Consider the following 23,279-nt stretch of genomic DNA (forward strand, 5'->3'; position numbering starts at 1 on the left):
CGGGCCCGCACGTCACGCGGGGGGTGGAGTCCGGGACGGCCACCGCCGCCCCGGACTCCACCCGTTCACGCGGTCCGGTAGGCCCGCAGCACCGTCTGTGTCACCGTGTTGCCGGCGGTGTCGGTGGCCGTCACGCGCAGCCCGACGAAACCGGGCTTGCGGGGATGGGCGATCAGGGCGACGCCGTGCAGCACCGGCAGCGTGACCCACGTCTTTCCGTCGTCGAACGACGCGGCGACGCCGAGCTTGCGGTTGGGTGCGGCCGCTGAGCCGGCCTGCCGGTCCAGGCTGACCGGGATGGGCATGACCCTTCCCGCCCGGGCGGTGTTGGTGTCGTCGAGCTTCGGTGTCGGGCGGGCCGTGGTCAGGGGCAGCCGCTGCGGAGCCGAGGTGTGCGCCGAGGTGAACGTCCAGGCCACCGAAACGGACGTCGACAGCGTGTCCGGGGCGCCACGCCTGGCGGTCGCCTCCAGCCGGTAGTCGGCCTTGTCTGCGGGCACCGCGAACTCCGCCCACGGGCTGTCCGCTGTGCCGATCCGCGTGCCGTTGCGGAACAGCCGGAACTCGACGGGCAGGTCGTCGCGGCCGGCGGGACGGCCGGTCGCGTCACCGAACAGCGGCAGGGACGCGATCGAGATGGTGTCGCCGTCGCGTCCCGCGTACCCGAGGGGACTCAGGGATGGCGCCTGGGCCACCGACGGGCCGAACGGGGCCGCGTTCCAGGTCTGGGTGTACGTCCGCCCGGGCTGGAAGACCGACTCCTGCGTGGTGGAGTTGTCGCCCTCGACGAAGGTGGACGTCCAGGTGAGACCGCCGTCGGTGTTGTAGTACTCGGTGCCGTGGAACGGCAGGTCGATGGGTGTGTGGGACCCGATCGGGCCGGATCCGCCGGCCGCCGCCGCGCGGTGGAACCGTACGGCCGTCGTCGTGGTGGACTGGCGGCGGTAGGTCGCGTCGACGGTGGCGAGGTTCTTCGGCGTCAGCTTCGTGGACAGGCCGGTGAACATGTCGCCCTTGCGGACGTAGGCGAGGTCGTACGTGTAGGGGCTGTTGCGGAAGGTTCCGTCCTGACCGGGTCGGCCGAGCCCGACGCCGAGTGTCGCGGCGAACTCGGGTGCGGTGACGGCGGGCCCGATCCGACCGAAGAACGTGTCGGCGAACGACACCCCGCTGAGCTGTACGCCCGGATAGCGGAAGCCGTCGTCCCAGTTGGCGCTCACGTTGATCGCGATGGGAGCGGCGTCGCGCTGCGGTACGGTCAGCGCGACGGGCTTGGCGGTACGGGCGTCGATGGCCTCGGTCACCGGCCCGTGGACGTCCAGGACCGGCTGCACGAGCAACGTCGAGGTGTCGCCCCCGTGGATGGTGCTGTAGAGGGCGTAGCGGCCGGTGGGCAGTCGCAGGGTGCCACCGCCCGGCGTGGCGTCGAGGGTGCTGAACTCGCCGGTGGCGAGGTTCGCCGCGACGGTCGTGTACTCGGTGGCGGGCTTGCCGTCCCGGCCGGTGTGGGGGAGCGCGACGTCGTAGCTCTCGATCTCCCGGTTGAGGGCGAACGGCGTACGTACCCGCAGGTCGCCGGCGCCGGTGGCGACCACCGCGCCCTGGTAGACGCCGTCCGGGGCGTCCACCCGGGTGTCCACGGTGATCGTGGCCTCGGCCCGGCCGCCGGGCGGCACCACAAGCGTGCTCGGGTTGACGGTGAGCATGCCGGCCGGCGCGGGCGCAACGGTCAGCGACAGGGTGACCGGCGCGGCGCCGGTGTTGCGGTAGCCGACGACCCGGGTGACGGGGGTGTCGTCGGCGTGCGGCCAGCGCTGGACCGGAAAGTCGATGGCGGCCACGTCGGCGGCGACCGGCTGGGCGACCGCGCGGGCGACGTCGACTCGGCCCGCGCCCTGCTCGTAGAGGGTGTCCGCGCCGGTCGGCTTCGCCGAGTCCATCAGCGCGGCCTTGAGTTGCGGGCCGGTCCAGTCCGGGTGCTGACCGGCGAGGATCGCGGCGGCGCCCGCCACATGCGGGGTGGCCATCGACGTACCCGACATGGTGGCGTAGTCGCCGCCCGGGGCGGCCGCGACGATGTCGACGCCGGGAGCGCTGATCTCGGGCTTGATGTGGTTGTCGCCGATGCGCGGGCCGCGGCTGGAGAAGTACGCGCGTTGGTCGTCGGCGTCGACGGCCGCCACGGCGAGCGCGTCGTCGGCGGACGCCGGCGACGACACCGACTTGGGTTTGCCCTCGTTGCCGGCGGCGACCACGAACAGCGTGCCGTACCGGCGGCTGAGGTCCTGTACCGCCGTTTCCAGGGGGTCGAGGCCGGGCGTGTCGTCGCCGCCCACGCTCAGGTTGACCACCCGGGCCTGCGGGGCGAGCCACTGCATGCCGGTGATGATGTCCGAGTCCTGGCACTCGGTGGTGGCGCAGACCTTGCCGACGAGCAGCTTCGCGCCCGGCGCCACGCCGCGGTAGCGGCCACCGGAGACGGCGCCGCTGCCCACGATCGTCGACGCCACGTGGGTGCCGTGACCGACCGAGTCGGCGGGGTCGTCGCCGCCCGTGAAGTCCCGGACCTCGGTGAGGTGCCCGGCGAAGTCGGGGTGCGCGGCGTCGATGCCGGTGTCCAGCACGCCGACGGTCACGCCCGTACCGTCGAAGCCGGCCTGCCAGGCCGCCGGAGCGCCGATCTGCGGCACACTGCGGTCCAGCGTCACCCGCCGTTTGCCGTCGAGCCAGATGGCGCTGACCCCGTCGGCGAGGGTGCGCGCCATCGACGTACCCCGCGTGAGCGACGACCACAGCGTCACCCGGTCGTCGCGGCCCGCCCGCACCGCGAGGGTGTGGGCGGCGGAGAGGTCCGCCCGCACGCGCCCGTCGCCCCCGACGGTCGCGGTCCGCGCTCCCGCCGGGTTGTTCTCGGGGTACGCCACCAGCAGCGGCAACTCCGCCGTCCGGTCGTCGTAGCCGAATTCGGCGAGCGTGGTGAGGTCGAACAGCCGCCGGTCGAGCCGACCGTCACGCAGCAGTGCCATGGCGTCCACCGGGATGACGAACTGGTGCCCGTCCTCCCGGCTGGTCACGAACCGCATAGTGGTCCGCCCCGTGCCCCGCTCGATCGCCAGGTGGCCCGCCGCGTCGACGGACACCCGGTCGCCGGTGACCAGCGTGTAGGTGCCGGGTGTGCCGGAGACGGTCGCCGCCGGCCGCACCTGCGCGCTCGCCGGGTTGGCCGTCAGGGCCGCCGCGACCAGTGCTGTGGTGAGCACCCCGGCCGTCAGGGCCCGTCGTTGACGTCGTCGCACATCGTCCTCTCCGCCACGGGCATCTCCCGGGACGGCACGATGACGCTCGGGCCCGCCACCCGGTTGATCTTCACCGGTGTGACCGTGGTCACAAACCGACCCGGGCGGCGGCCGGCCGGATTGCCGTAGCGGGTTCCATGCGCGGTGACCAGGGGGACGACGCTTCGGAGGACGCGGGTCGGATGCGTGATGCTGAGGAGTTCGACGCCCTCTACGCCGCCTGCGCCGGGCGGATCGTGGGTCACGTCTACGCGCTGACCGGCAACCGCAGCGAGGCCGAGGACGCCGTCGCGGAGGCGTTCATGCGGGCCTGGCAGCGCTGGCACACCGTCCGGGAGGCGGACAGCCCCGAGGCGTGGGTCCGCACGGTGGCCTCGCGGGCGGCGGTGAGCAGTTGGCGCAAGACGTTCAACCGGATCCGCGCCCACCGCCGGGCGGCCGTCGACCAGAGCGTGCCCGGCCTCAGCGAGGACCATGTGGCGTTGATCCAGGCACTGCAGCGGCTCAGCGCCAACGAGCGCCGTGCCGTCGTCCTGCACCACCTGAACGACCTCACCGTCGCCGAGGTGGCAGCCGAGATGCGCAGGCCCGTCGGGACCGTCAAGACGTACCTCGCCCGTGGTCGCCGGGCGATGGCCGGACTGCTGACCGAGGTGAACCAGGAGGGGACCTCTCATGGCTGATCCGCACGACGACCTGCGAGCGATCGTCGACGAGGTCCGGCGCGTCACGACCCTGCCCACGGCCCGGACGCTGCGCGGGCGCAGTGACCGACGCCGACGACGTCGGGTCGCCGTCACCGGCGTCGGGCTGGCCGTGCTGGTCGCGGCCGCCGGCACCACCCTGGTACGGGTGCGCGCGGACGACACGACGCCGCCCGTCGGCTCGGCGGGTGTGGCGTCGCCGTCGCCGTCGCCCCTCGCTCCGACCGTGACCGTCCCGGCGGGTCCGCAGGACATTCTCGGCGGACGCCGGCAGGTGCGGATCGCGGTGCCCGGTCTGGGTGGGGCGGCCCTGGCGACCGACCCCGACGGCGACCGGGTACGGGCCACCGCCGGGGTGGGCGTCGACACCGGGGCGCTGTGGATCCTGCGCCCGGCCGGGAAGGCGTACCGGATCGTGGCGGCCGGTCCGGCCGGAGCTGGCGAGGTCTGCATGACCGTCGTGCACGACGCCGCGCCGGGCAGCGTCCGTACCCGGCCCTGCGAGCCGGACGCGGCGACGCAGCTGTTCCTCATCGACAAGGTCGTCGACGGCAGCTACTCGATCCTGCAGGGCAGGCGCTACGTGCAGGTCGTCGACGGCACCAACGCGCTCGTACCCGACCTGCCGGAGGCGTTGACCACCACCTACGAATTCGAGGATCGAGGCCCGTCGGGCTCCTGACCGCGCTCGGGGCGACACGCACGCCCGAGCGCGTTCACCCGGCTAGGCGGGGAAGGTCTCGCGCAGCGCCGGTTCCAGCGCGCGGCCGGTCGTCGGCTCGATGAACAACTCGGTGAGCAGCAGGTCGGCGAGGAAGGTGGGGTTGATCCCGGACTCCTTGCGACCGAGCGCCTGCGCCGCGCCGCCCAGTCGCAGCGCCGTCCGCGCCGCGCCGGCCGGCAGCCGGCCGACCCGGCGGCGACGGCCGACCGCCCCCGCGATGCGCGCGAGCATGTCGTGCCAGGTCAGGTTCTCGTCGGCGACCGGGATGTCCGCGCCGCTGGCCGCCTCGAGGGCGTCGGCCGTGACCTCGGCCACGCTGCGCGCCGACGCCGCGGCGCTTCCGCCGGTGGGGGCGACCAGAGGGGTACGAGAGCGCGCCCACCGGTCCAGCGGACCGGCCCAGTTCGGCAGCCGGTCACCGACCCGTCCGAAGACGAAGGGCAGTTCGAGGACGGCGACCGGAAGCCCCGGGCCGGCGGCGGCGCGCCCCTCGGAGGCCTGCTCCAGCCGGCAGCGGATGTACGTGTGCCGCTCACCGAGCCGCCACTGCGGATGGCGCCGGTCGAAGTAGGTGTAGTACGAGCCCATGATCACCCCACGGGTGAGCCCTTCGGCGCGGGCGGCGGTGAACAGGCGTACCACCGGGTCGACGTTCTCGCGCCGGAACTGCGGATAGATCGGCTTCGGCAACGGGCGCTGCTCGTCGGTCCGGGTGGCGTACACGACGCCGTCGTGCCCGGCCAGCACCGACCGCAGGTCGTCGACCGAGGCGGACCCCACGTCGAGCAGGTGGTCGACGCCCGGCTGGGCGGTACGCGCCACCGAGGTCGCGGCGTGTCCGCGCTCGCGCAGCACCTCCACGACGTGCGCGCCGATCAGGCCACTGCCACCCACCACGAGAATCCGCACGCTGAATCGTCCACTGTCCAGCGGGGTGCGTGTCAAGTACGGCGTCGCTGCGGATGCGACGGCCGGGTGGTCCGGCCAGAATGGCGTCCGGAGGTGAGCGAGGATGGTCGATCAGGAGAGTGTTCCCCGGCTGACGTCGGTGGTGCTCGACGGCACCGACGCGCGGGAGTTGGCGGAGTTCTACCGGCAGCTCATGGGCTTCGTCTACCGGCCCGGCGACGAGCCGCCGACGGACGGCCGACCCGACGAGCGCGGTCGTGACTGGTTGGTGCTGAGGTCACCGTCCGGCGGCCCGCAGATCGCCTTCCAGCAGGTCGACAGCCTGCCCGAGACGACGTGGCCGAAGAACGACGTGCCCCAACAGTTGCACCTGGACCTGACCGTGGATTCCGTCGACGACCTGCTGGTCCAGCACGAGCGCGTGCTGCGCCTCGGCGGCCGGCTGCGGTACGACCGGATCGAGGACCCGGTGGAGCCGTTGCGCGTGTACGCCGACCCGGCCGGCCACCCGTTCTGCATCATGGTGGGGTAGTGCCGTCCGGATCCGTGCGCGGCACCTGTGCGACCGTGGTACCCACGATCGTCGAGAACGGGGACGGGCATGCCGGAACCACGCGCCTTCTGGCTGGACGAACAGTTCGACCGTGAGCACGGCACCGACGGCCACGGCCGCTACGAGGCCGAGGTGCTCCGCCGCATCGGTGACTTCGCCGAGACCTGGGGGGACTTCGCGCCGGTCGCGTTCGCCGCGACGGCCTGGCGGGTGGCCAGCGAGCTGTCGCCCGGCTTCGTCCGGTGGCACCGACGGATCATCTCGGCGACCTGCGAACGCAGCCCGTGGGACGGCGGCATGGTCTGCGTGGTCGCCGTGGCCTCCCGCTGGCCCGCCGAGCTGACCTGGAGCAAACAGTGGCAGCGCGACCGTGGGTGGCAGGACTGGCCCCGACTGTTCGGCCAGTTCACCACCCCGACCGAGCAGGACCGGACGCGCCGCCCGTACCTGCGGGCGCTGCTCCAGGTGGAGGCGCCGCTGCCGCTCGACGGCCTGCCGCCGACACCCGACGGCCCGGACGACGACGTGCCCGCCGCGGCGCGGCGGGCGGTCGTGGTGTTGGCCCGGGAGCTCAACGACCTGCTGGCGCCGGTGATCGGGCAACTCGACAGCGGGGTCCCCGCCGACTCGTGACGGCGGGGACCCCTTGTCGACGCGGGTGCGTCGGTGGTCGATGGTGCGGTGGGTCCGGCCCGGTCACCGAACGGGCCGGGCCCACCACGTGTCAGCCGGTGGTCAGGTAGAACTTCTCCCAGGCCCCGGCGGACGTGCGGTTGGCGATCAGAGACCCGGCCCCGGAGTTCTCCGCGCACACGAACTGGTTGTTGATCGTGGCACGCAGACTGACCGTCCCGTCCGAGTTGTTGACGATCTGGAAGGTCTGCGCCGCCCCGATCGACGTGCCGGTGGCGACCAACGGTGCGGTATTGCTCGTGGCCGAGACGTAGAGCCCGTTGGACCGCGACTTCAGGGCGATGTTGCCGTTACCGGCATCCACCCGGTCGAACTGCTCGGTGCTGCCGACGCTGGCCTTGTTGGCGATCAGCGCGGTGGTGCCGACCGCCGACACGTACTGGTTGTTGATCTGCGCTCGCAGCGTGGTCACCGGCGTGGTGCCACCGGTGCCGGTGGTGAAGGTGAACGCGTCCACGTCGAACAGGTAGCCCGACCCGCCCTTGAACACCAGGTACAGGGTGGTCGACGCGCTGGGCGGGTTGCTGATCGTGCCGGACACCTCGGTGAAGGTCTCCCAGTTACCGGTCACCGGCACCGTGACGGTGCCCAGCAGGGTGCCGGTGGCCGAGCCGGCCCGCACCTCGATGGTGCCGCCCGCCCCGGCCGACGACGCCCGCACGGTGATGCGGTTCGCGTTGGCCAGGTTGTACGGCTGGTACGAGATCCAGTCGTTGTTCTCGATGAACCCGGCGGTGCGGCCACCCTCGGCGCTGGTGTGGTCGGTGGCCTGCACGCCCGACGTGGCGCCGAAGTGCTCACCCTGGCGGTGCTTCGGTTGCAGCGTCTTGATGCTGTGCGTGGTCAGCCCGCCGTTGTCGGTGTAGGCGGCGTCGAAGACCCCGTAGATGTTCGCCGCGGAGTCGTGCTCACCGTCGGTCGGGAGGGTGATCGAGCCGCTGCACCCGTTCTTCGAGGTGATCTGGTGGGCGTGACTGTCGTGGCCCAGCGCGTACGTCAGGCTCACCTTGGTGCAGTCGATGGTGCCGTCCTGCGGGTCGCTCACACTGATCTGGTACGACACGGTGTCACCGAAGCTGAACAGCTGCCCGTCGGCGGGCGTCGTCAACGTCACCGTCGGGGCCGTGTTCCCCACGGTGATGACCAGGCTCGCCGTACCGGTCAGCCCGGTCGGGTCGGTGACCTTCAACGTCGGGGAGTACGTGCCGTTCGTGGTGTACGTCTTGGTGGGGTTCGCCGCCGTCGACGTGGTGCCGTCACCGAACGTCCACAGGTAGCTCAGCGCCCCGCCCTCGGGGTCGGAACTGCCCGCCGACGAGAAGTTCACCGTCAACGGGTTGGCCCCCGACGTCGGGTTCGCCGAGGCGACCGCGATCGGGTTGCGGTTGCCACCGCCGATGTACTCGATCCGGAACAGCGCCTGGTTGTTCGAGCCCGTGCCGTAGTCCAGCACGTACAGCGCGCCGTCCGGGCCGAAGGCCATGTCCATCACCTGCGTGCCGGACCACGGGAAGCTGGAGATCTCGCCACGGGAGCCGTCGGCGTTGATGGCGATGGGCTTGATCCAGCGGCGACCGTACTCACCGGCGAAGAACAGGCCGTTCAGCGACTGCGGGAACTTGACGCTGGAGTTGAGCGAGGCGTCGTACCGGTACACCGGTCCGGCCATCGGCGACTCGGAGCCGCTGCCGAACTCCGACGGTGAGCCGGAGTCGCCCGCGTACTTGATCCAGGCCGGCTTCGCCGCTGGCAGGGTCTGCAGCCCGGTGTTGCGGAACGAGTTGTTCGTCGGCCCACCCGTGCAGTTGTACTTCGACTGCGACGGCCCGGACGGGAAGGTGTATTCGTTGTATGTTTCGTTGCTGGTGTTGCTGCCGGTGCAGTACGGCCAGCCGAAGTTGCCCGGCCCGGTGATCCGGTTGAACTCGACCTGACCCTGCGGGCCCCGGCTGGAGTTCGTGCTCCCCGCGTCCGGGCCGTAGTCGCCGACGTAGACGACGCCGGTCGCCTTGTCCACGCTCATCCGGAACGGGTTGCGCATACCCATCGCGTAGATCTCGGGACGGGTGTTGGCCGTGCCGGGCGCGAACAGGTTGCCCGACGGGATGGTGTACGTCCCGTCCGCCTGCGGCGTGATCCGCAGCACCTTGCCCCGCAGGTCGTTCGTGTTGCCCGCGGAGCGCTGGGCGTCGAACTGCGGGTTGCGGTTGGTCCGCTCGTCCAGCGGCGCGTAGCCCGAGGACTCGAACGGGTTCGTGTCGTCGCCGGTGGTCAGGTACAGGTTGCCGGCGGCGTCGAAGTCCAGGTCACCACCGACGTGGCAGCACTGCCCACGGTCGTTGGCGACCTGGAGCACGATCTTCTCGCTGCCCATGTTGAGCGTGTCGTCACTGTTGAGGGTGAACCGGGACAGCCGCAGGTGCCCCTTCCACCGGTCCCAGTCGGACTGCGAGCCGGTGGTGGGCGCGTCCCCGGACGGGGTGCTCAGCGTGGGCGAGTAGTACAGGTAGATCCACCGGTTGCTGGCGAAGTTGGGGTCGACAGCGACGCCCTGCAACCCCTCCTCGTCGTGCGTGTAGACGGACAGGGTGCCGGAGACCTTGGTGTTGCCGGCCACGTCGGTGACCCGCAGGACGCCGTTGCGGGCGGTGTGCAGCACCGAACGGTTGGGCAGGACGGCCAGCGACATGGCCTCGCCCAGCTCGGCGGAGCCGGTGGCGAGTTTGATCTGCTGATAGTCACTGGCGGGAATCACCACCGCCTGCGCGGCGGGGGAGTTGGCGGCCACGGCCAGGGTCACACTCGCGACGGTGGTTACCGCCGCGACGAGTGCCCGGGACCAGCGCCGGGATTTCGAAAGCATGATCGTCCTTCCTCGACGACCAGGGCCGGGGCGTGCTGGGGCGCACCACGACCAGGTGTGGGTGGCGGGGTGTGGGTCGTGGTGCGGTCAGTTGGTGGTGACGAGGTCGAACTTCTCCCACTGGCCGATGGAGGTCCGGTTGGCGATCAGCGGGGAGGAGCCTCCGTTGTCGGCGGCCACGTACCGGCTGTTCACCGTGGCCCGCAGGCTCACCGTGCCGTCGGAGTTGCGGATCAGCTGGAACGTCTCCCACGAGCCGGCGGTGGCCCGGTTGGCGATCAGCGCGGAGGCCCCGGCGTTCTCCGCCGCGACGAACTGCCCGTTGCTCTTGGCCTTCAGCGCGACGTTGCCGTTGGCGAGGTTGACCAGCTCGAACCGCTCACTGGTGCCGACGGAGGTCTTGTTGGCGATCAGCGGGGTGCTGGCGTTGGCCGCGCTGACGTACTGGTTGTTGGCGCGGGCACGCAGGGTGGAACCGGCGACGGCGGGCGGCGGGGTGGTCGGCGGGGCCGTGGTCGGCGGCGCGGTCGTCGGCGGAGGAGTGGTCGGCGGGGCCGTGGTGGGCGGGGCCGTGGTGGGCGGCGGGGTGGTCGGGTTGGTCCCCGGCGAGCAGTTGGCGCTCACCGAACCCGCGGCGACCTGCAGACCACCGAGCAGCATCCGGGTGAAGTTCGGGTCGGTGTACGACGCCTCGGTGTGCCCGAGACCGGTGTACCAGGCCCGGCCACCGCCGTACGCCTTGCACCAGGTGATCGGGTGGTCGCCGTTCATGTTGCCGCCGCTGTAGGACGACTCGTCGAGGCTGGCCAGGACCCGTGCGCTGGACCGGGGGTTGGTGCGGTAGTTGTACCACTCGTCGGAGCGGACCCAGGTGGCGCCGAGGTGCGCGGTCGACGGGTTGCTCCGGTCCTCGATCTTCACGGTCGCGGTCTGGATCGCCGGGTGCGAGTCGAACCAGGCGCCGACCAACTGCCCGTAGAACGGCCAGCTGTACTCGGTGTCCGCGGCGGCGTGCACGCCGACGTACCCGCCGCCGGCGGCGATGTACTGCTCGAAGGCCGTCTGCTGGCTGGAGTTGAGCACGTCGCCGGTCGTCGACATGAAGACCACCGCCTGGTACTGGGCCAGGTTGGAGGTGGTGAACTGGTTGGCGTCCTCGGTGGCGGTCACGCTGAAGCCGTTGGCAGCGCCGAGCTGCTGGATGGCCGCGATGCCGTTGGGGATGGACGAGTGCCGGAAGCCGGCGGTCTTGCTGAACACCAGGACCTTGGTCAGCGGCGCGGCAGAGGCGGTGGTCGGCAGTGCGACCAGGCCGGCCATCAACACGGCCACCCCGGTGACGAGTGCCAACAGGCGGGGACGGGAACGCATGGTGATGCTCCTTAGCTGAGCGTCGACCCCGGAGAGTGCGCGAGAGCACGCCCGGGGCCATGGTGGCGGTGGTGCGGAAGCCGGGCCGCCGATGCTCGGCTGAGGTGATGTGGAGCGGTGATGGTGGAGCCGTGCTGCGGTACACGAGCCAGCCGACGACCCCGACCGGCCAGTGTGGACGGACGAATAGCATCGACTGGTGTCGTTGAGGCAGTAAACCTCCGATGTCTGCGCCCGTCAACCCCACCCGCTCCGGCCTGCGGCCCGTCGAGACGCGGTCGGCCCCGACGTCGGGCCGGGCATAGGGTCGGCGGCATGTCGACCGACGAAGACCGTCAGCGCCTCGCCGAACAACTCGCCTCGTCGCCGGTGCGTGAGCTGGTCGACGTCCTGCGGCGTGCCCTACCGCAGTTCACGCAGGAGGCGTACGGCATGCGGACGGTGTTGAGGTCACCTCGAACGCCAAGCGCGCGCACTGCCCGTACTGCGGAAGCGCCTGCACCCTGACCTGACGGTGCGCCGAACTTCCGGCACATCGCCGGCCGGGAGCGGGGGCGTACGGCAGGATCGGGCTGGTGGACGCGGACGTGTCACCGCCGTGGCGGCCGCCGACGCGGCAGGAGGTCGCGGCGGCGGCCGGTCGCGGCCTGGTGGATGTGATCGGCCCCGGCCTGCGGGTGCTGTTCTGTGGTTTCAACCCCGGGCTCTACTCGGCGGCGGTGGGGGAGCACTTCGCCCGGCGGGGCAGCCGTTTCTGGCCGGCCCTGCACGGCGCGGGCTTCACCGACCGGGAGCTGCGCCCGTGGGAGCGCGCCGAGCTGTTGCGGCAGGGGCTGGGCATCACCAGCCTCAGCAACCGGGCCACCGCACGGGCCGACGAGCTGACCGCCGCCGAGCTGGTCGCCGGGGTGACCGGCCTGGCGGTCAAGGTCGAGCGGCACCGGCCACGGTGGGTGGCGGTGCTCGGGGTGACCGCGTACCGGATCGCGTTCGTCCGGCCGACGGCCGCGCTCGGCCCGCAGCCGGAGCTGCTGGGCCCGGCCCGGGTCTGGGTGCTGCCCAACCCCAGCGGCCTGAACGCCCACTTCCCGCTGCCGGCGTTGACCGCCGAGTTCGCCCGACTGCGCCGGGAGGTCGACCCTCAGGCCCCGGCGGCCAGCGCCTCGTAGTAGGAGCGCATGGCCGGGTGGTACTCGTCGAACTCCGGTCGGCGCGTGCCATCCCGGGCGGCGACCAGCATGTCGAGGTAGTACTCCCAGCCGGCGCCCACCTCGGCGACGCCGTCGAGGCTGCTGAGGTGCTGGGTGAAGCGCAGCTCGGTGCTGACGTCGGTCTCGGTCAGCGTGAACCCCAGCAGCCAGGCACCGTGGTCGTCGACCATCGACACGGCCAGGCGACGCGGCGCTTCGCACTCCTCGACGCGAACGTCGCACCAGGGCTGCTGCTCCTCGTAGGCCATCTGCACCCGGATGGTGTTGCCGGGCCGGGCGTCGCCCTCCCACGGGCCGAACCAGCGGGCCGTGCGCTCCGACTCGGTCAGGCTCGCCCACACGTCAATCGCCGGAGCGCGAAAGGTGCGGGTGAGGACGAGGTCGTGGCCGGTGGCGGTGCGGAAAAGGCGGCCGGCGGGGGTACGGGTCATGCGGTGCGCTCCGTTCGATGATCGGCCGGGCCGCCGGCGCGGCGTTCCCGGCGGGTGCGATGGACCTCGGTCTCCAACGCGTCGAGGCGCTGCTCCCACGTGTCGGGTGTGACGAGCCTCTCGGGTGCGACGAGCCCGCCGAGCCAGTCGACGAGCGGGGCGAGCGGGCCGGGATCGAGCCGGTAGATCCGCGTGCGGCCGACCAGCTCGTCGCACACCAGGCCGCTCTCGCGCAGCACCCGCAGGTGACGGCTCACCGCCGGGCGGCTGATGGCGAACCGTTCGGCGATCGCGCCCGCGGTCAACGGCGTGTCCCGCAGCATGCCCAGGATGTGCCGCCGTACCGGGTCCGCGATCGCGGCGGCCACCTCGTCCACGCCGGAAAGCGTAACCCACGGGTTACGCTTTCCGCGACCCGGTGCGTCGATGGTGGGCGCATGATCAGGTGACCTGGCACTCTTGACGCATGCCAGCCCAGCTTCGATCCCGCCTGCTCGATTGGACCGTCGCCGTACCCGTGCTCGCGGTGCTGGTGTTGCTCGTTACCTGGGGGCGAGATCTACCCGGCCCGGTCGTCGTGGTGGTCGCCGCGCTGCTGGGCGGCGCGGTCCTCGCGGCCGTGCACCACGCGGAGGTGGTCGCCCACCGGGTGGGGGAGCCGTACGGCTCGCTGGTGCTCGCCGTCGCGGTCACCGTCATCGAGGTGGCCCTCATCGTCACGCTGATGATCAGCGGCCCGGAGAAGACCCAGTCGCTGGCCCGGGACACCGTCTTCGCCGCCGTCATGATCACGTGCAACGGCATCCTCGGCCTGTCCCTGCTGCTCGGCGCGCTGCGCCGGCGGGTGGCCGTGTTCAATCCGGAGGGCACCGGCGGCGCGCTGGCGACCGTGATCACCCTGGCCACGCTGAGTCTGGTCATCCCGACCTTCACCACGGCCCGCCCCGGCCCGGAGTTCAGCCCGGCCCAGCTCACCTTCGCCGCGGTCGCCTCGCTCGCGCTGTACGGGCTGTTCGTGCTGGTGCAGACCGGCCGACACCGCGACTACTTCCTGCCCGTCGACAGCAAAGGGCAGGTCATAGACGCCGAGGAGCACGCCAAGCCGCCCACCACCCGCGCCGCGCTGCTCAGCCTCCTACTGCTGCTGGTGGCGCTGGTCGCGGTGGTCGGCGACGCCAAGACCGTCTCACCGACCATCGAGGCCGGGGTGGCGGCCGCGAACCTGCCGCACGCCTTCGTCGGTGTGATCATCGCGCTGCTGGTGCTCCTGCCGGAGACCCTCGCGGCCGCCCGCGCGGCCCGCCGCGACCGCGTACAGATCAGCCTCAATCTCGCCCTCGGCTCCGCCATGGCCAGCATCGGCCTGACCATCCCGGTGATAGCTGTCGCGTCGATCTGGCTGGAGGGCCCACTGCTGCTCGGCCTCGGCGGCACCCAGCTCGCGCTGCTGGCCCTCACCGCCGTGACGGCGGTGCTCACCGTCGTGCCGGGGCGGGCCAACGTCCTGCAGGGCGGCGTCCACCTGGTGCTGCTGGCCGCGTTCGTCTTCCTGGCCGCCAGTCCCTGACCCGCCGGCTCAGCCGGCGACCGGCGGATCGTCGGCCAACCGGTCCGCGCGGGCGTTGAGGTAGCGCTGCTGTGCCAGGTTCGTCGAGCGTGCCGCCGCCATCCGGTACGCCTCGCGCGCCGCGACCCGCGCACCGGTCAGTTCCCAGAGGTGGGCGCGGGCGGCCGGCAGCCGTGGATCGTCGGCCAACCGGGCGTCGTCGGCCAGCTCGGCGAGGAGCGCCAGGCCGGCCGACGCGCCCCGACTCATCGCCACCGCCACGGCGTGGTTGAGCGCCACCACCGGGTTGTCGGAGAGGCCGAGCAGGATCTCGTACAGGGCGGTGATCTGCGCCCAGTCGGTGGCCGCCGCGGTCGGCGCCTCGTCGTGCACGGCCGCGATGGCCGCCTGAAGCTGGTACGGCCCGACCGGCCCACGCGGCAGCGCCGCGCTGACCAGCGCGACCCCCTCGGCGATCTGGTCGGCCCGCCACCGGCTGCGGTCCTGCTCGGCCATCGGCACCAACTCGCCGTGCGGGCCGGTCCGTGCCGGAGCGCGGGCATCGGTGAGCAGCATCAACGCGAGCAGTCCGGCGACCTCGGGGTCCTCGGGCAGCAGTCGGCGTACCAGCCGGGTCAGCCGGATCGCCTCGGCGGTCAGGTCGGTCCGCAGGAGTCCCGGCCCGGCGGTACGCGCGTACCCCTCGGTGAAGACCAGGTAGAGCACGTGCAGCACGGCGGCGACCCGATCGGCGCGCTCGGCCGCGGTGGGTGGCGCGAACCGTAGGCCGCTGTCGCGGATCCGCTGTTTTCCCCGGCTGATCCGCCGGGTCATGGTCGCCTCCGGCACCAGGAACGCGCGGGCCACCTCGGCGGTGCTCAGCCCGCCCACCGCGCGCAGTGTCAGCGCGATCTGCGACGCCGGGGTGAGCGCCGGGTGGCAGCACAGGAACAGCAGAATGAGCGTGTCGTCGGCGTCCTGGAGTCGGTCGGCGGCCGGCGCGAGCCACTGCTCCGGCAGCATCCACCGGGCCACCGTCTCCTCCCGCCGCGCCCGCGCCTGGTCGCGCCGGAGCAGGTCGGTGAGCCGCCGGGACGCCACGGTGATCAGCCACGCCCGGGGATCGTCCGGTACGCCGTCGCGTGGCCAGCGCTCCGCCGCCGCGATCAGCGCCTCCTGCACCGCGTCCTCGGCCGTGGCGAAGTGCCCGAAGCGGCGTACCAGCGCGCCGAGGACCTGCGGCGTCAACTCGCGCAGCAGGTCCTCGGCGGGGATGGCGGGCACGTGCTCAGCCGGCCAGGTCCTCGACGCCGTCCAGCACCGGCCGCACGTCCACGTACGCCCCGGGAGCGTCCGGGTCGACCAGGCCGGCGGCGATCTCGGTGGCCCGGTCGAAGCTGGCGCACTCCACGATCGTGTAACCGGCCAGGACCTCCTGCGTCTCCGCGTACGGGCCGTCGGTGATCACCGCCGTCCGGTCCCGCACCTGCACGCGGCGGGCGTGCACCGGCTCGCTGAGCCCTCGCGCGTCGACCAGTTCCCCGGACTCGGCGAGCGCCTGGTGGAACGTCTCCATGTGCTGGTGCATGGCCGCCACCTGCTCGGCCGACATGGCCGGCCGGTCGGTGGGTCGCCCCGACAGCGCGTCGTAGTCCTGCTGCGACCCGTAGAGCATGATCATGTATTTCATGGTGGCCTTCCTGTCCCCGGTGCCGCCCCGGCACCGCTCACCGGGAACGTCGAACCCAACCCCCACCCACCGGACACCCCCGGCCCCACCTCACCCACCGCACCCCACCCTGACTCGTCCTGGCCCGTTGATCATGAAGTTATTGCCCCGACACGCCGAGATCGAGGGCAATAACTTCATGATCAACCGGGTGGGGGTGGGGGTTACTGGCCGTAGGAGAGGCGGAGGCGGTTGTTGATCAGGTAGTTGAGGCGGTGGCGGAGGTAGCCGAGGGTGCTTTCGCTGGGCAGGTCGGCGTCGGGGGTGGTCAGTGTCCAGCGCAGCGCGCAGTCGCCGCCGGGCAAGCGTCCCGAGATGTCGAACCGGATCTCGTCCAGCGGTCGGTGCGGCCACAGCGACGACCACACCAGCAGCACCGGCGCGTACCCCGCCACCACCCGTGGCGCCACCTCGTCGTCGCGCAGCTCCAACCAGGGCCGGCTGCCGACCTCGTACGGGTCACGCAGCGAGCGCCACACGACATGCGCCGGCGCCGGCTGGCTCCGCTGACGGCTGCCCAGCACGTGCACGTCGCCCCCTCCAACCAGACGGCCACCTCCGCCCCGGCCCATTGTGGCGGCCCGCCGCACGCCCCGTGAACCACCCGAACCCGTCGATCAAGAGGTTCGCGTCACGACACGCCGGACGGGCTGACGCCAACCTCTTGATCACCGGGCTGGGTGGGAGGCCGGGTGGGGCCAGGGCGCGTGAACCGGTCGCGGCGGTTGCGCGTGAATTCGGTGGCGGGCGTGCGGGTCGTACCGTCGGGGTATGGCGTGGTGCGAGCGCCGAGGTCTGGGGAGGCACAGTGGGGGCATGGTCGGGACGCGTCGCGCGGGGTCCCCTGGCGGGCCTTGTGGTCGTCGCGCTGGTGTCGCTCGCCTGCGCGGGCGGCGGGCTGGCCGAACCGGAGGGCGAACGCCCGGGGGCGAACCCGCCGGCCACCTCGCCGGAGGCGAACACCACCCGCGCCGACAGCACCACCAGCGTGGCCGAGTTCAAACAGGACGTCGCCGACGCGCAGGCGGTCGCGGAGCGCTACTGGGCGGCCCAGTTCAAGGCGTCCGGGCAACGCTTCACGCCCATCCGGCGGGTCACCCCGTACCAGCGGGCCGGCGAGGTCTCCTGCGGCGGTCAGCCACTGCCCCGCAACAACGCGGTCTACTGCTCGCAGGGCGACTTCATCGCGTACGACGTGGCATGGTCGGTGGCGGCCTTCCGCGAGGTCGGTGACGCCTTCGTGTTCTACCTGCTCGGTCACGAGTACGCCCACGGCATCCAGGTGCGCCTGGGCATCAACTACAGCTTCACCATCCAGCAGGAACTGCAGGCCGACTGCATGGCCGGGGCGTACCTCGGCGACTCGGTGCGCGCCGGCGACCTCACCCTCGCCGAGGGTGACCTGGACGAGTTCCGGGAGGGGGTCGCGGCGGTCGGTGACGACCCGGACCAGCCGTGGTTCGCCGAGGGCGCGCACGGCACCGCCGAGCAGCGCACCGACATGTTCTTCCGCGGCTACGAACGCTCGCTGAAGGAGTGCAACCTGAGCTGAGCGGGGTTGCCCCGGTCACCCTCGGAGCCGTTGCCGCCACCGGCGGCGGGCTCGGCTGGCAGGATCGCCGGTGTCGGTCACGACCCCCTGGAGGATCCGCTGAGCAGCCAACCCCCCGCCGCCGTGCTCTTCGACATGGACGGCACGCTTGTCGACAGCGAGAAGCTGTGGGACGTCGCGTTGCAGGAACTGGCCCACGAGTACGGCGGGGAGCTGTCCGTCGACGCCCGTCAGGCGATCATCGGCACCGCCATGGCCGAGTCGATGCGGATCCTGCACGACGACCTGGGCCAGCCCGAGCGCGACCCGGAGATCAGCGCGGCGTGGATCAACGCCCGGATCCTGGAGCTGTTCCGTACCGGGCTGCCCTGGCAGCCGGGCGCCTTCGAGCTGCTGCGTGCGGTCCGCGCGGCCGGGATCCCCACCGCGCTGGTCACCTCCAGCCCTCGGGCACTGGTCGAGATCGCCCTGGACACCCTCGGTCGGGACAACTTCGACGTGGTGGTCGCCGGTGACGAGGTGGTCGCCGCCAAACCGCACCCGGAGCCGTACCTGACCGCCGCCCGACGCCTCGGCGTGCCGATCGAGCGGTGCGTGGCGATCGAGGACTCACCGACCGGGGTGGCCAGCGCGCACGCCTCCGGCGCGGCCGTGCTGGCCGTACCCGCCGAGGTGCCGCTGCCGCCCATCGAGGGCGTACACCAGGTGGAGAGCCTGACGGGCGTGGGCCTGGAGGTGCTCGCGGCCCTGGCGGCGGACCGGGCCGGCGCGACCGGCTGAGCCCGGCCGGCGCGGTTCAGGGACGCTCGGCGAAGACCGCCGCGACCACCTGGTAGCCGTCGAACGCCCGCGCGGCCCCAGCGTAGGCCGCGAGGTGGATGAACAGTTCGACGAGTTCCTCCTTGGTCACCCCCGACTGCAGGGCGATGCGGAGTTGACCGCGCAGCGGTTCGTGGGTGCCGAGGGCAGCGGCGATCGCCACCGACACCAGGCTGCGGCTGCGGAGGTCCAGACCGGTGCGGGGCCATGCCTCGCCGAAGGTCTGCAGGGTGGCCAGGCGGCGGAAGTCCTCGCCCACCGGGGGCTCGCCGTCGCCGAGGGGCAGCACGAGCGGTTGGCCGAGCAATCGTTCGGCAGTGGCGAGCGCTCGCTGGTAGGCGTCCTGGTCGGTCATGTCATCCGCCCCGGTATCGGCCGCCTCAGGTCGCCGGCGGGCCGACGCCATGCCGGCCCGACCAGCCTGGCAGCCGCGCGCCGATTCGCGCGGACGAATCGACCAGGTCAACGCCGAGGCCCCCGACCGCGCAACGGCGGTCGGGGGCCTCGGTGAGCCGGTCAGTCGTGCGCGATCGCGCCCAGGACGTTGATCCGGGCCGCCCGTACGGCGGGGACCACCGCGGCCACCACCCCGATGATCGCGGCGAGACCGAGGAAGACGCCCATCTGCCCCCAGGGCAGGATCAGGTCGGTGATGCCCTCGTCCTTGAGCGCCTCGACCACCGCGGCGCCCAGGCCGGTGCCGACCGCCACGCCCAGCAGCGCGCCGAACACGGAGATCACCACCGCCTCGACCGTGATCATGCCCATCGTCTGCCCACGGCGCAGTCCGATCGCCCGCAGCAACCCCAGCTCCCGCGTGCGCTCCAACACCGACAGCGCGAGGGTGTTGACGATGCCCAGGACGGCGATCACGATGGCCAGCGCCAGCAGGATCTGGATCATCGTGAGCAGCCCGTCGAGCGAACTCGTCTGCTGCTTGATGAACGCGTCCCGGTCGGCCACCGACACCTCGGGGCTGTCCGCGAGCAGCGTCTCCACCTGCGGTTGCACGTCGGCCACCCGGGCACCCGGAGCGAGCTGGATGAAGCCCTGGATGGGCTGCGGAATCGCGAAGTCCTTCGCCGCCGTCGCCGGCAACGTCACCGGGTTGGTCAGCTGCGACGACTCGTAGATGCCGCTGATCGTGTAGGTGCGGGCCTCACCCCGGGTCAACTGCACATTGACGGTCGAGCCGACCGACCAGTTGCGGGACTTCGCGGTGTCGGAGCTGACCAGCATCTGCGTCGGCGAGAGCCGGTCGATGTCACCGGCGGTGGCCTTCGCGCCGAAGATCTGCCGCAGTGACGCCACGTCGCTGCTCGCAGCCACCCAGGTGCCCTTGCCGTCGATGCGTGCCATGTCGCCGTACTCGCCGTCGACCATCCGTACGCCGGGCAGCGCCTTCACCTGGTCCAGCACGCTCGGGTCGAAGCTGGGCGGACGCGGGCCGCCCTGCTGACCGGCGATCACCAACTCGGCCTTGATGGTGTCCTGGGCGAGGGCGCTGATGCTGCCCTTGGCCGAGTCGAGGATCACCGTGACGCCGGTGACCAGCGCGATGCCGACCATCAGCGCGGCGGCCGTGATGGCGGTACGGCGCGGGTTGCGACCGGAGTTGAGCCGTCCCAGCTTGCCCGGCACCGACCAGGAGAAGATCGCGCCGAGCAGGTTCACCACCGGCCGACTGATCAGCGGGGTCAGCAGCGCCACACCGATGAACGCGAACAGCACCCCGCCCAGGATGGTGGTGAGCGTCTGGCCGCCCGCGTTGCCGCTGAGCCCCAGGAAGAGCAGCACCGCGCCGATGCCGGTGACCACCGAGCCGGCCACCGTGACCTTGGTCAGCGGCCGGTCCGGGGTCGCCACGTCCTGCATGGCGGCGATCGGCGGGATCCGGGACGCCCGCAGCGCCGGCAGCAACGCCGCCACCACGGTGATCACCAGGCCGACGCCGAACGAGCCGATCACCGCGGCCGCCGGCACGCCGATCCCGGCCAGGGTCAGCCCACCGGCCAACTTGCCGAACAGGAACGCCAGCAGCGCGCCCACCCCGATGCCGGCGGCCAGGCCGAGCACCGACGCGATCAACCCGACCGCGATGGCCTCCAGCACCACCGAGCCGATGATCTGGCGGCCGCTCGCCCCGATGGCGCGCATCAGCGCCAACTCGCGGGTGCGCTGGGCCACGATGATCGAGAAGGTGTTGAGGATCAGGAACGTGCCGACCAGCAGCGCCACCGCCGCGAAGCCCAGCAGGATCTTGTTGAAGAAGGACAGGCCCTCCTTCAGGCTGGCCGCGGCGTCGTCGGCCACCTGCTCGCCGGTCTTCACGTCGTAGTCCGCGCCCAGGGTGCGGGCCACGTCGTCGCGCAGCGCCTCGTCCGAGACGCCACCGGCGGCGGTCACCGTGATGCTGCTGAACACACCCGGCTCACCCAGCATCAGCCGCTGCGCCACCGGCGTGGTGAAGAAGACCTCGTTGACGCCGCCGATCGAGTCCCGGTCACCGCTGTAGCCGGCGACACCGACCAGGGTGAACTCCCGCTTCTTCGACTCGAACGCGGTCAGCACGCCGACCTTCTCGCCGACGCGCACCTTCGCCGTCGTGGCCAACGACTTGTTGATGACGATCTCGTCGTCCGCCTGCGGCGCGTGCCCCTCGCGCAGTTGCAGCAGGTCGCTCTCGCCGACCCAGTTCTCGCCGAGCTGCGGCGGACCGAACGACGTGACCACCTTGCCGTTGCTGCCGATCACCCGCGCGCCGTCGGCGTTGACCACACCGGTCGCCGAGGCCACCCCCGGCACCTGCTTGACCCGGTCCACCACGGCGGCGGGCAGCGGAGCGGCGGTCTGCTCGCCCTCCATCTCACTGACCTCGACCTTGGGCTTCGCCGCGACGTTCACGTCGATCTCGGAGAAGCCGTCGGCGAAGACCGAGTCGAAGGATCGACCCAGCGTGTCGGTCAGCACGAACGCGCCGGAGACGAACATGACCCCGAGCACCACGGCCAGACCGGACAGGATCAGCCGGACCTTGCGGGCCAGCAGACTCTTGAGTGTCGCCCGGAACATCAGTTGCCCACCTCGGCCGGAGTGTCCAGCTTCTTCATGGTGTCCAGCACCGTGTCGGCGGTCGGCTCGATCAACTCCGACACGATCTGCCCGTCGGCCAGGAAGACCACCCGGTCGGCGTACGCCGCGGCGGTCGGGTCGTGGGTGACCATGACGATGGTCTGACCGTGCTGGCGCACCGAGTCGCGCAGGAAGCCGAGCACCTCCGCGCCGGAGCGCGAGTCCAGGTTGCCGGTCGGCTCGTCCGCGAAGATCACCTCGGGACGGGAGACCAGCGCCCGCGCGCACGCCACCCGCTGCTGCTGACCACCCGAGAGCTGCGCCGGCCGATGGTCCAGCCGGTCCTGCAGGCCCACCGTCTTGATCACCGTGTCGTACCAGGCCGGGTCCGGCCGGCGGCCGGCGATCGACATCGGCAGCAGGATGTTCTCCTTGGCGGTGAGCGTCGGCAGCAGGTTGAACTGCTGGAAGATGAAGCCCACCTTGTCCCGGCGCAGCTTCGTCAGCCCCGAGTCGCCCAGCCCGGTGACCGTCGTCTCACCGATCGACACCGTTCCCCGGGTCACCGAGTCCAGACCGGCGAGGCAGTGCATCAGCGTCGACTTCCCAGAACCCGACGGGCCCATGATCGCGGTGAAGCGGCCACGTTCGAACTCCGCGCTGACCCCCCGCAGGGCGATGACCTGAGCCTCGCCGCTGCCGTACACCTTCCACACGTCGTTCGCCCGGGCCGCGGCCTGCGCCTGCCGGCCTACCGTCGCGGTCACGTCATCTACCTCTTCCGTCTGCTTCGACAATGCACGCCGCCCCCCGATGGTCCGGCGTGCCGTTCAATCATCGGCGCTGCGCGCGCCCGTCCCGTCCGCCCCTGGGGGGACCCGGAGCGGATTTCCCGCTGCGGGTGCACCCCCATGCCGCCTCAGGGTTGCCCCTGACCCGACAGCCGGTCGACCGGTTTTGCACACACTTCCCCCGCACGCCACAGGAGGGTCAACCCCGCCGTGCCGTCTCTGGTCACGGTAGGTGAGCGCGGCAACCCCGCCGTCCCTCTCCGGGGGGATCTTCGGGTACGCCGGGTGAGGTAGCCGCCGCGCTGCGGCTACGCCCGTGGGCGGACCAGACCCGACTCGTACGCCAGCACGACCGCCTGCACCCGGTCGCGCAGCCGCAGCTTGGTCAGCAGATGACCCACATGGGTCTTGACGGTGGTCTCGCTGACCGACAGCACTGCGGCGATCTCGGCGTTGGACAACCCCCGGGCCACCTGCACCAGCACCTCACGCTCGCGGTCGGTGAGCGCGTTGAGCGCCGCCGACGGCGTCGCCGCCGGATCGGGCAGCAGCTGAGCGAAACGTTCCAGCAGTCGCCGCAGGATCCGCGGCGCGACCACCGCATCCCCGCCGGCCACCGTGCGGATCGCCGCGATCAGCTCCTCGGCGGGTACGTCCTTGGCCAGGAACCCGCTCGCGCCCGCGCGCAGCGCCCCCACCACGTACTCGTCGAGGTCGAACGTGGTCAGCACCAGCACCCGCACCGGCAGGCGGGAGTCGACGATGGCGCGGGTCGCCGCCACCCCGTCCATCCGCGGCATCCGGATGTCCATCAGCACGACGTCGGGCAGCAGCCGTCGGGACAGCTCCACCGCCTCCACGCCGTCACCGGCCTCGGCCACCACGTCCAGGTCGCCCTCGGCGCCCAGCACCATCCGGAAACCGGTCCGCAGCAGCGGCTGGTCGTCGGCGAGCAGGATGCGTACCGGCCGCGCCGGGGCCACCCGATCGCTCATCTCGTCTCCCGTCCCGCGTC

At 71.9% G+C, this 23,279-nt stretch carries 22 protein-coding genes; 9 read left to right on the plus strand and 13 right to left on the minus strand.

Features of this window, described 5'->3' with window-relative positions; translation table 11 throughout:
* Nucleotides 1-65: 65 nt before the first annotated feature.
* Nucleotides 66-3,296 carry a S8 family peptidase gene (locus ACN263_RS13140; protein WP_422740081.1) on the minus strand — a complete coding sequence of 1,077 codons (3,231 nt, stop codon included), beginning with the start codon at nucleotides 3,294-3,296 and terminating at the stop codon, nucleotides 66-68.
* Between the two features lie 182 nt (nucleotides 3,297-3,478).
* Here ACN263_RS13140 and ACN263_RS13145 point away from each other — a divergent pair, with 182 nt between their 5' ends.
* Together ACN263_RS13145 and ACN263_RS13150 are read left to right on the plus strand one after the other, a co-directional pair.
* Nucleotides 3,479-3,979 (plus strand): RNA polymerase sigma factor, encoded by a 501-nt coding sequence (locus ACN263_RS13145; protein WP_422740082.1) that lies wholly within the window; start codon nucleotides 3,479-3,481, stop codon nucleotides 3,977-3,979.
* Nucleotides 3,972-4,682: a hypothetical protein gene (locus tag ACN263_RS13150; RefSeq protein ID WP_422740083.1), complete on the plus strand. Its 711-nt coding sequence runs from the start codon at nucleotides 3,972-3,974 to the stop codon at nucleotides 4,680-4,682. Before ACN263_RS13145 ends, ACN263_RS13150 begins: the two co-directional genes overlap by 8 nt.
* 42 nt (nucleotides 4,683-4,724) lie before the next feature.
* On the opposite strand, the gene ACN263_RS13155 is transcribed toward ACN263_RS13150, so the two are convergent.
* Nucleotides 4,725-5,633 carry an NAD-dependent epimerase/dehydratase family protein gene (locus tag ACN263_RS13155; RefSeq protein ID WP_422740084.1) on the minus strand — a complete coding sequence of 303 codons (909 nt, stop codon included), beginning with the start codon at nucleotides 5,631-5,633 and terminating at the stop codon, nucleotides 4,725-4,727.
* A 103-nt stretch (nucleotides 5,634-5,736) separates the two neighbouring features.
* Between ACN263_RS13155 and ACN263_RS13160 the strand changes: the two genes are divergently transcribed.
* Nucleotides 5,737-6,165 (plus strand): VOC family protein, encoded by a 429-nt coding sequence (locus tag ACN263_RS13160; RefSeq protein WP_422740085.1) that lies wholly within the window; start codon nucleotides 5,737-5,739, stop codon nucleotides 6,163-6,165.
* Between the two features lie 69 nt (nucleotides 6,166-6,234).
* Complete coding sequence (locus tag ACN263_RS13165) at nucleotides 6,235-6,819, plus strand: hypothetical protein (RefSeq protein ID WP_422740086.1); 585 nt, start codon at nucleotides 6,235-6,237, stop codon at nucleotides 6,817-6,819.
* Nucleotides 6,820-6,910: 91 nt separating this feature from the next.
* Here the strand turns inward: ACN263_RS13165 and ACN263_RS13170 are convergent, their stop codons facing one another.
* A complete protein-coding gene (locus ACN263_RS13170; protein WP_422740087.1) occupies nucleotides 6,911-9,742 on the minus strand; it encodes a PQQ-dependent sugar dehydrogenase in 2,832 nt (943 codons plus the stop codon).
* Between the two features lie 87 nt (nucleotides 9,743-9,829).
* Nucleotides 9,830-11,113: a ThuA domain-containing protein gene (locus tag ACN263_RS13175; RefSeq protein WP_422740088.1), complete on the minus strand. Its 1,284-nt coding sequence runs from the start codon at nucleotides 11,111-11,113 to the stop codon at nucleotides 9,830-9,832.
* Between the two features lie 315 nt (nucleotides 11,114-11,428).
* On the opposite strand from ACN263_RS13175, the gene ACN263_RS13180 reads away from it, so the two are divergent.
* A complete protein-coding gene (locus tag ACN263_RS13180) occupies nucleotides 11,429-11,620 on the plus strand; it encodes a hypothetical protein (protein ID WP_422740089.1) in 192 nt (63 codons plus the stop codon).
* Between the two features lie 68 nt (nucleotides 11,621-11,688).
* On the plus strand, nucleotides 11,689-12,282 hold the full coding sequence (mug, locus tag ACN263_RS13185) for a G/U mismatch-specific DNA glycosylase (RefSeq protein ID WP_422740090.1): 594 nt from the start codon (nucleotides 11,689-11,691) through the stop codon (nucleotides 12,280-12,282).
* Here mug and ACN263_RS13190 read toward each other — a convergent pair.
* Both ACN263_RS13190 and ACN263_RS13195 read right to left on the minus strand, forming a co-directional pair.
* The gene (locus ACN263_RS13190) at nucleotides 12,255-12,755 is read right to left on the minus strand and encodes an SRPBCC family protein (RefSeq protein ID WP_422740091.1); all 501 of its coding nucleotides are present in this window, start codon (nucleotides 12,753-12,755) and stop codon (nucleotides 12,255-12,257) included. The two genes, mug and ACN263_RS13190, sit on opposite strands and share 28 nt — an antisense overlap.
* Complete coding sequence (locus ACN263_RS13195) at nucleotides 12,752-13,132, minus strand: ArsR/SmtB family transcription factor (protein ID WP_422740092.1); 381 nt, start codon at nucleotides 13,130-13,132, stop codon at nucleotides 12,752-12,754. Before ACN263_RS13195 ends, ACN263_RS13190 begins: the two co-directional genes overlap by 4 nt.
* An 89-nt stretch (nucleotides 13,133-13,221) precedes the next feature.
* Here ACN263_RS13195 and ACN263_RS13200 point away from each other — a divergent pair, with 89 nt between their 5' ends.
* The gene (locus tag ACN263_RS13200) at nucleotides 13,222-14,322 is read left to right on the plus strand and encodes a calcium:proton antiporter (RefSeq protein ID WP_422740093.1); all 1,101 of its coding nucleotides are present in this window, start codon (nucleotides 13,222-13,224) and stop codon (nucleotides 14,320-14,322) included.
* Nucleotides 14,323-14,331: 9 nt separating this feature from the next.
* On the opposite strand, the gene ACN263_RS13205 is transcribed toward ACN263_RS13200, so the two are convergent.
* The 3 genes from ACN263_RS13205 to ACN263_RS13215 form a co-directional block, all read right to left on the minus strand.
* Complete coding sequence (locus tag ACN263_RS13205; RefSeq protein ID WP_422740094.1) at nucleotides 14,332-15,585, minus strand: RNA polymerase sigma factor; 1,254 nt, start codon at nucleotides 15,583-15,585, stop codon at nucleotides 14,332-14,334.
* Nucleotides 15,586-15,589: 4 nt separating this feature from the next.
* Entirely contained in the window at nucleotides 15,590-15,991 is a 402-nt protein-coding gene (locus tag ACN263_RS13210; RefSeq protein WP_422740095.1) for a YciI family protein, read from the minus strand.
* A 203-nt stretch (nucleotides 15,992-16,194) separates the two neighbouring features.
* Nucleotides 16,195-16,560 carry a hypothetical protein gene (locus ACN263_RS13215; protein WP_422740096.1) on the minus strand — a complete coding sequence of 122 codons (366 nt, stop codon included), beginning with the start codon at nucleotides 16,558-16,560 and terminating at the stop codon, nucleotides 16,195-16,197.
* A 278-nt stretch (nucleotides 16,561-16,838) separates the two neighbouring features.
* Here ACN263_RS13215 and ACN263_RS13220 point away from each other — a divergent pair, with 278 nt between their 5' ends.
* The gene (locus tag ACN263_RS13220) at nucleotides 16,839-17,582 is read left to right on the plus strand and encodes a neutral zinc metallopeptidase (RefSeq protein ID WP_422740097.1); all 744 of its coding nucleotides are present in this window, start codon (nucleotides 16,839-16,841) and stop codon (nucleotides 17,580-17,582) included.
* Nucleotides 17,583-17,705: 123 nt separating this feature from the next.
* Nucleotides 17,706-18,362: an HAD family hydrolase gene (locus ACN263_RS13225; RefSeq protein ID WP_422740699.1), complete on the plus strand. Its 657-nt coding sequence runs from the start codon at nucleotides 17,706-17,708 to the stop codon at nucleotides 18,360-18,362.
* Nucleotides 18,363-18,378: 16 nt separating this feature from the next.
* Here ACN263_RS13225 and ACN263_RS13230 read toward each other — a convergent pair whose 3' ends face one another.
* From ACN263_RS13230 to ACN263_RS13245, 4 genes are all read right to left on the minus strand, one after another.
* The gene (locus ACN263_RS13230) at nucleotides 18,379-18,756 is read right to left on the minus strand and encodes a carboxymuconolactone decarboxylase family protein (protein ID WP_422740098.1); all 378 of its coding nucleotides are present in this window, start codon (nucleotides 18,754-18,756) and stop codon (nucleotides 18,379-18,381) included.
* A gap of 161 nt (nucleotides 18,757-18,917) precedes the next feature.
* Complete coding sequence (locus tag ACN263_RS13235; protein ID WP_422740099.1) at nucleotides 18,918-21,473, minus strand: ABC transporter permease; 2,556 nt, start codon at nucleotides 21,471-21,473, stop codon at nucleotides 18,918-18,920.
* Nucleotides 21,473-22,240: an ABC transporter ATP-binding protein gene (locus ACN263_RS13240; RefSeq protein WP_422740100.1), complete on the minus strand. Its 768-nt coding sequence runs from the start codon at nucleotides 22,238-22,240 to the stop codon at nucleotides 21,473-21,475. The genes ACN263_RS13235 and ACN263_RS13240 overlap by 1 nt, the downstream gene beginning before the upstream one ends.
* Before the next feature lie 332 nt (nucleotides 22,241-22,572).
* Nucleotides 22,573-23,259 (minus strand): response regulator, encoded by a 687-nt coding sequence (locus tag ACN263_RS13245; protein ID WP_422740101.1) that lies wholly within the window; start codon nucleotides 23,257-23,259, stop codon nucleotides 22,573-22,575.
* Between the last annotated feature and the right edge of the window lie 20 nt (nucleotides 23,260-23,279).

Source organism: Micromonospora sp. WMMD729 (assembly GCF_049315225.1).
In the GTDB taxonomy this organism is placed as follows: domain Bacteria; phylum Actinomycetota; class Actinomycetes; order Mycobacteriales; family Micromonosporaceae; genus Micromonospora.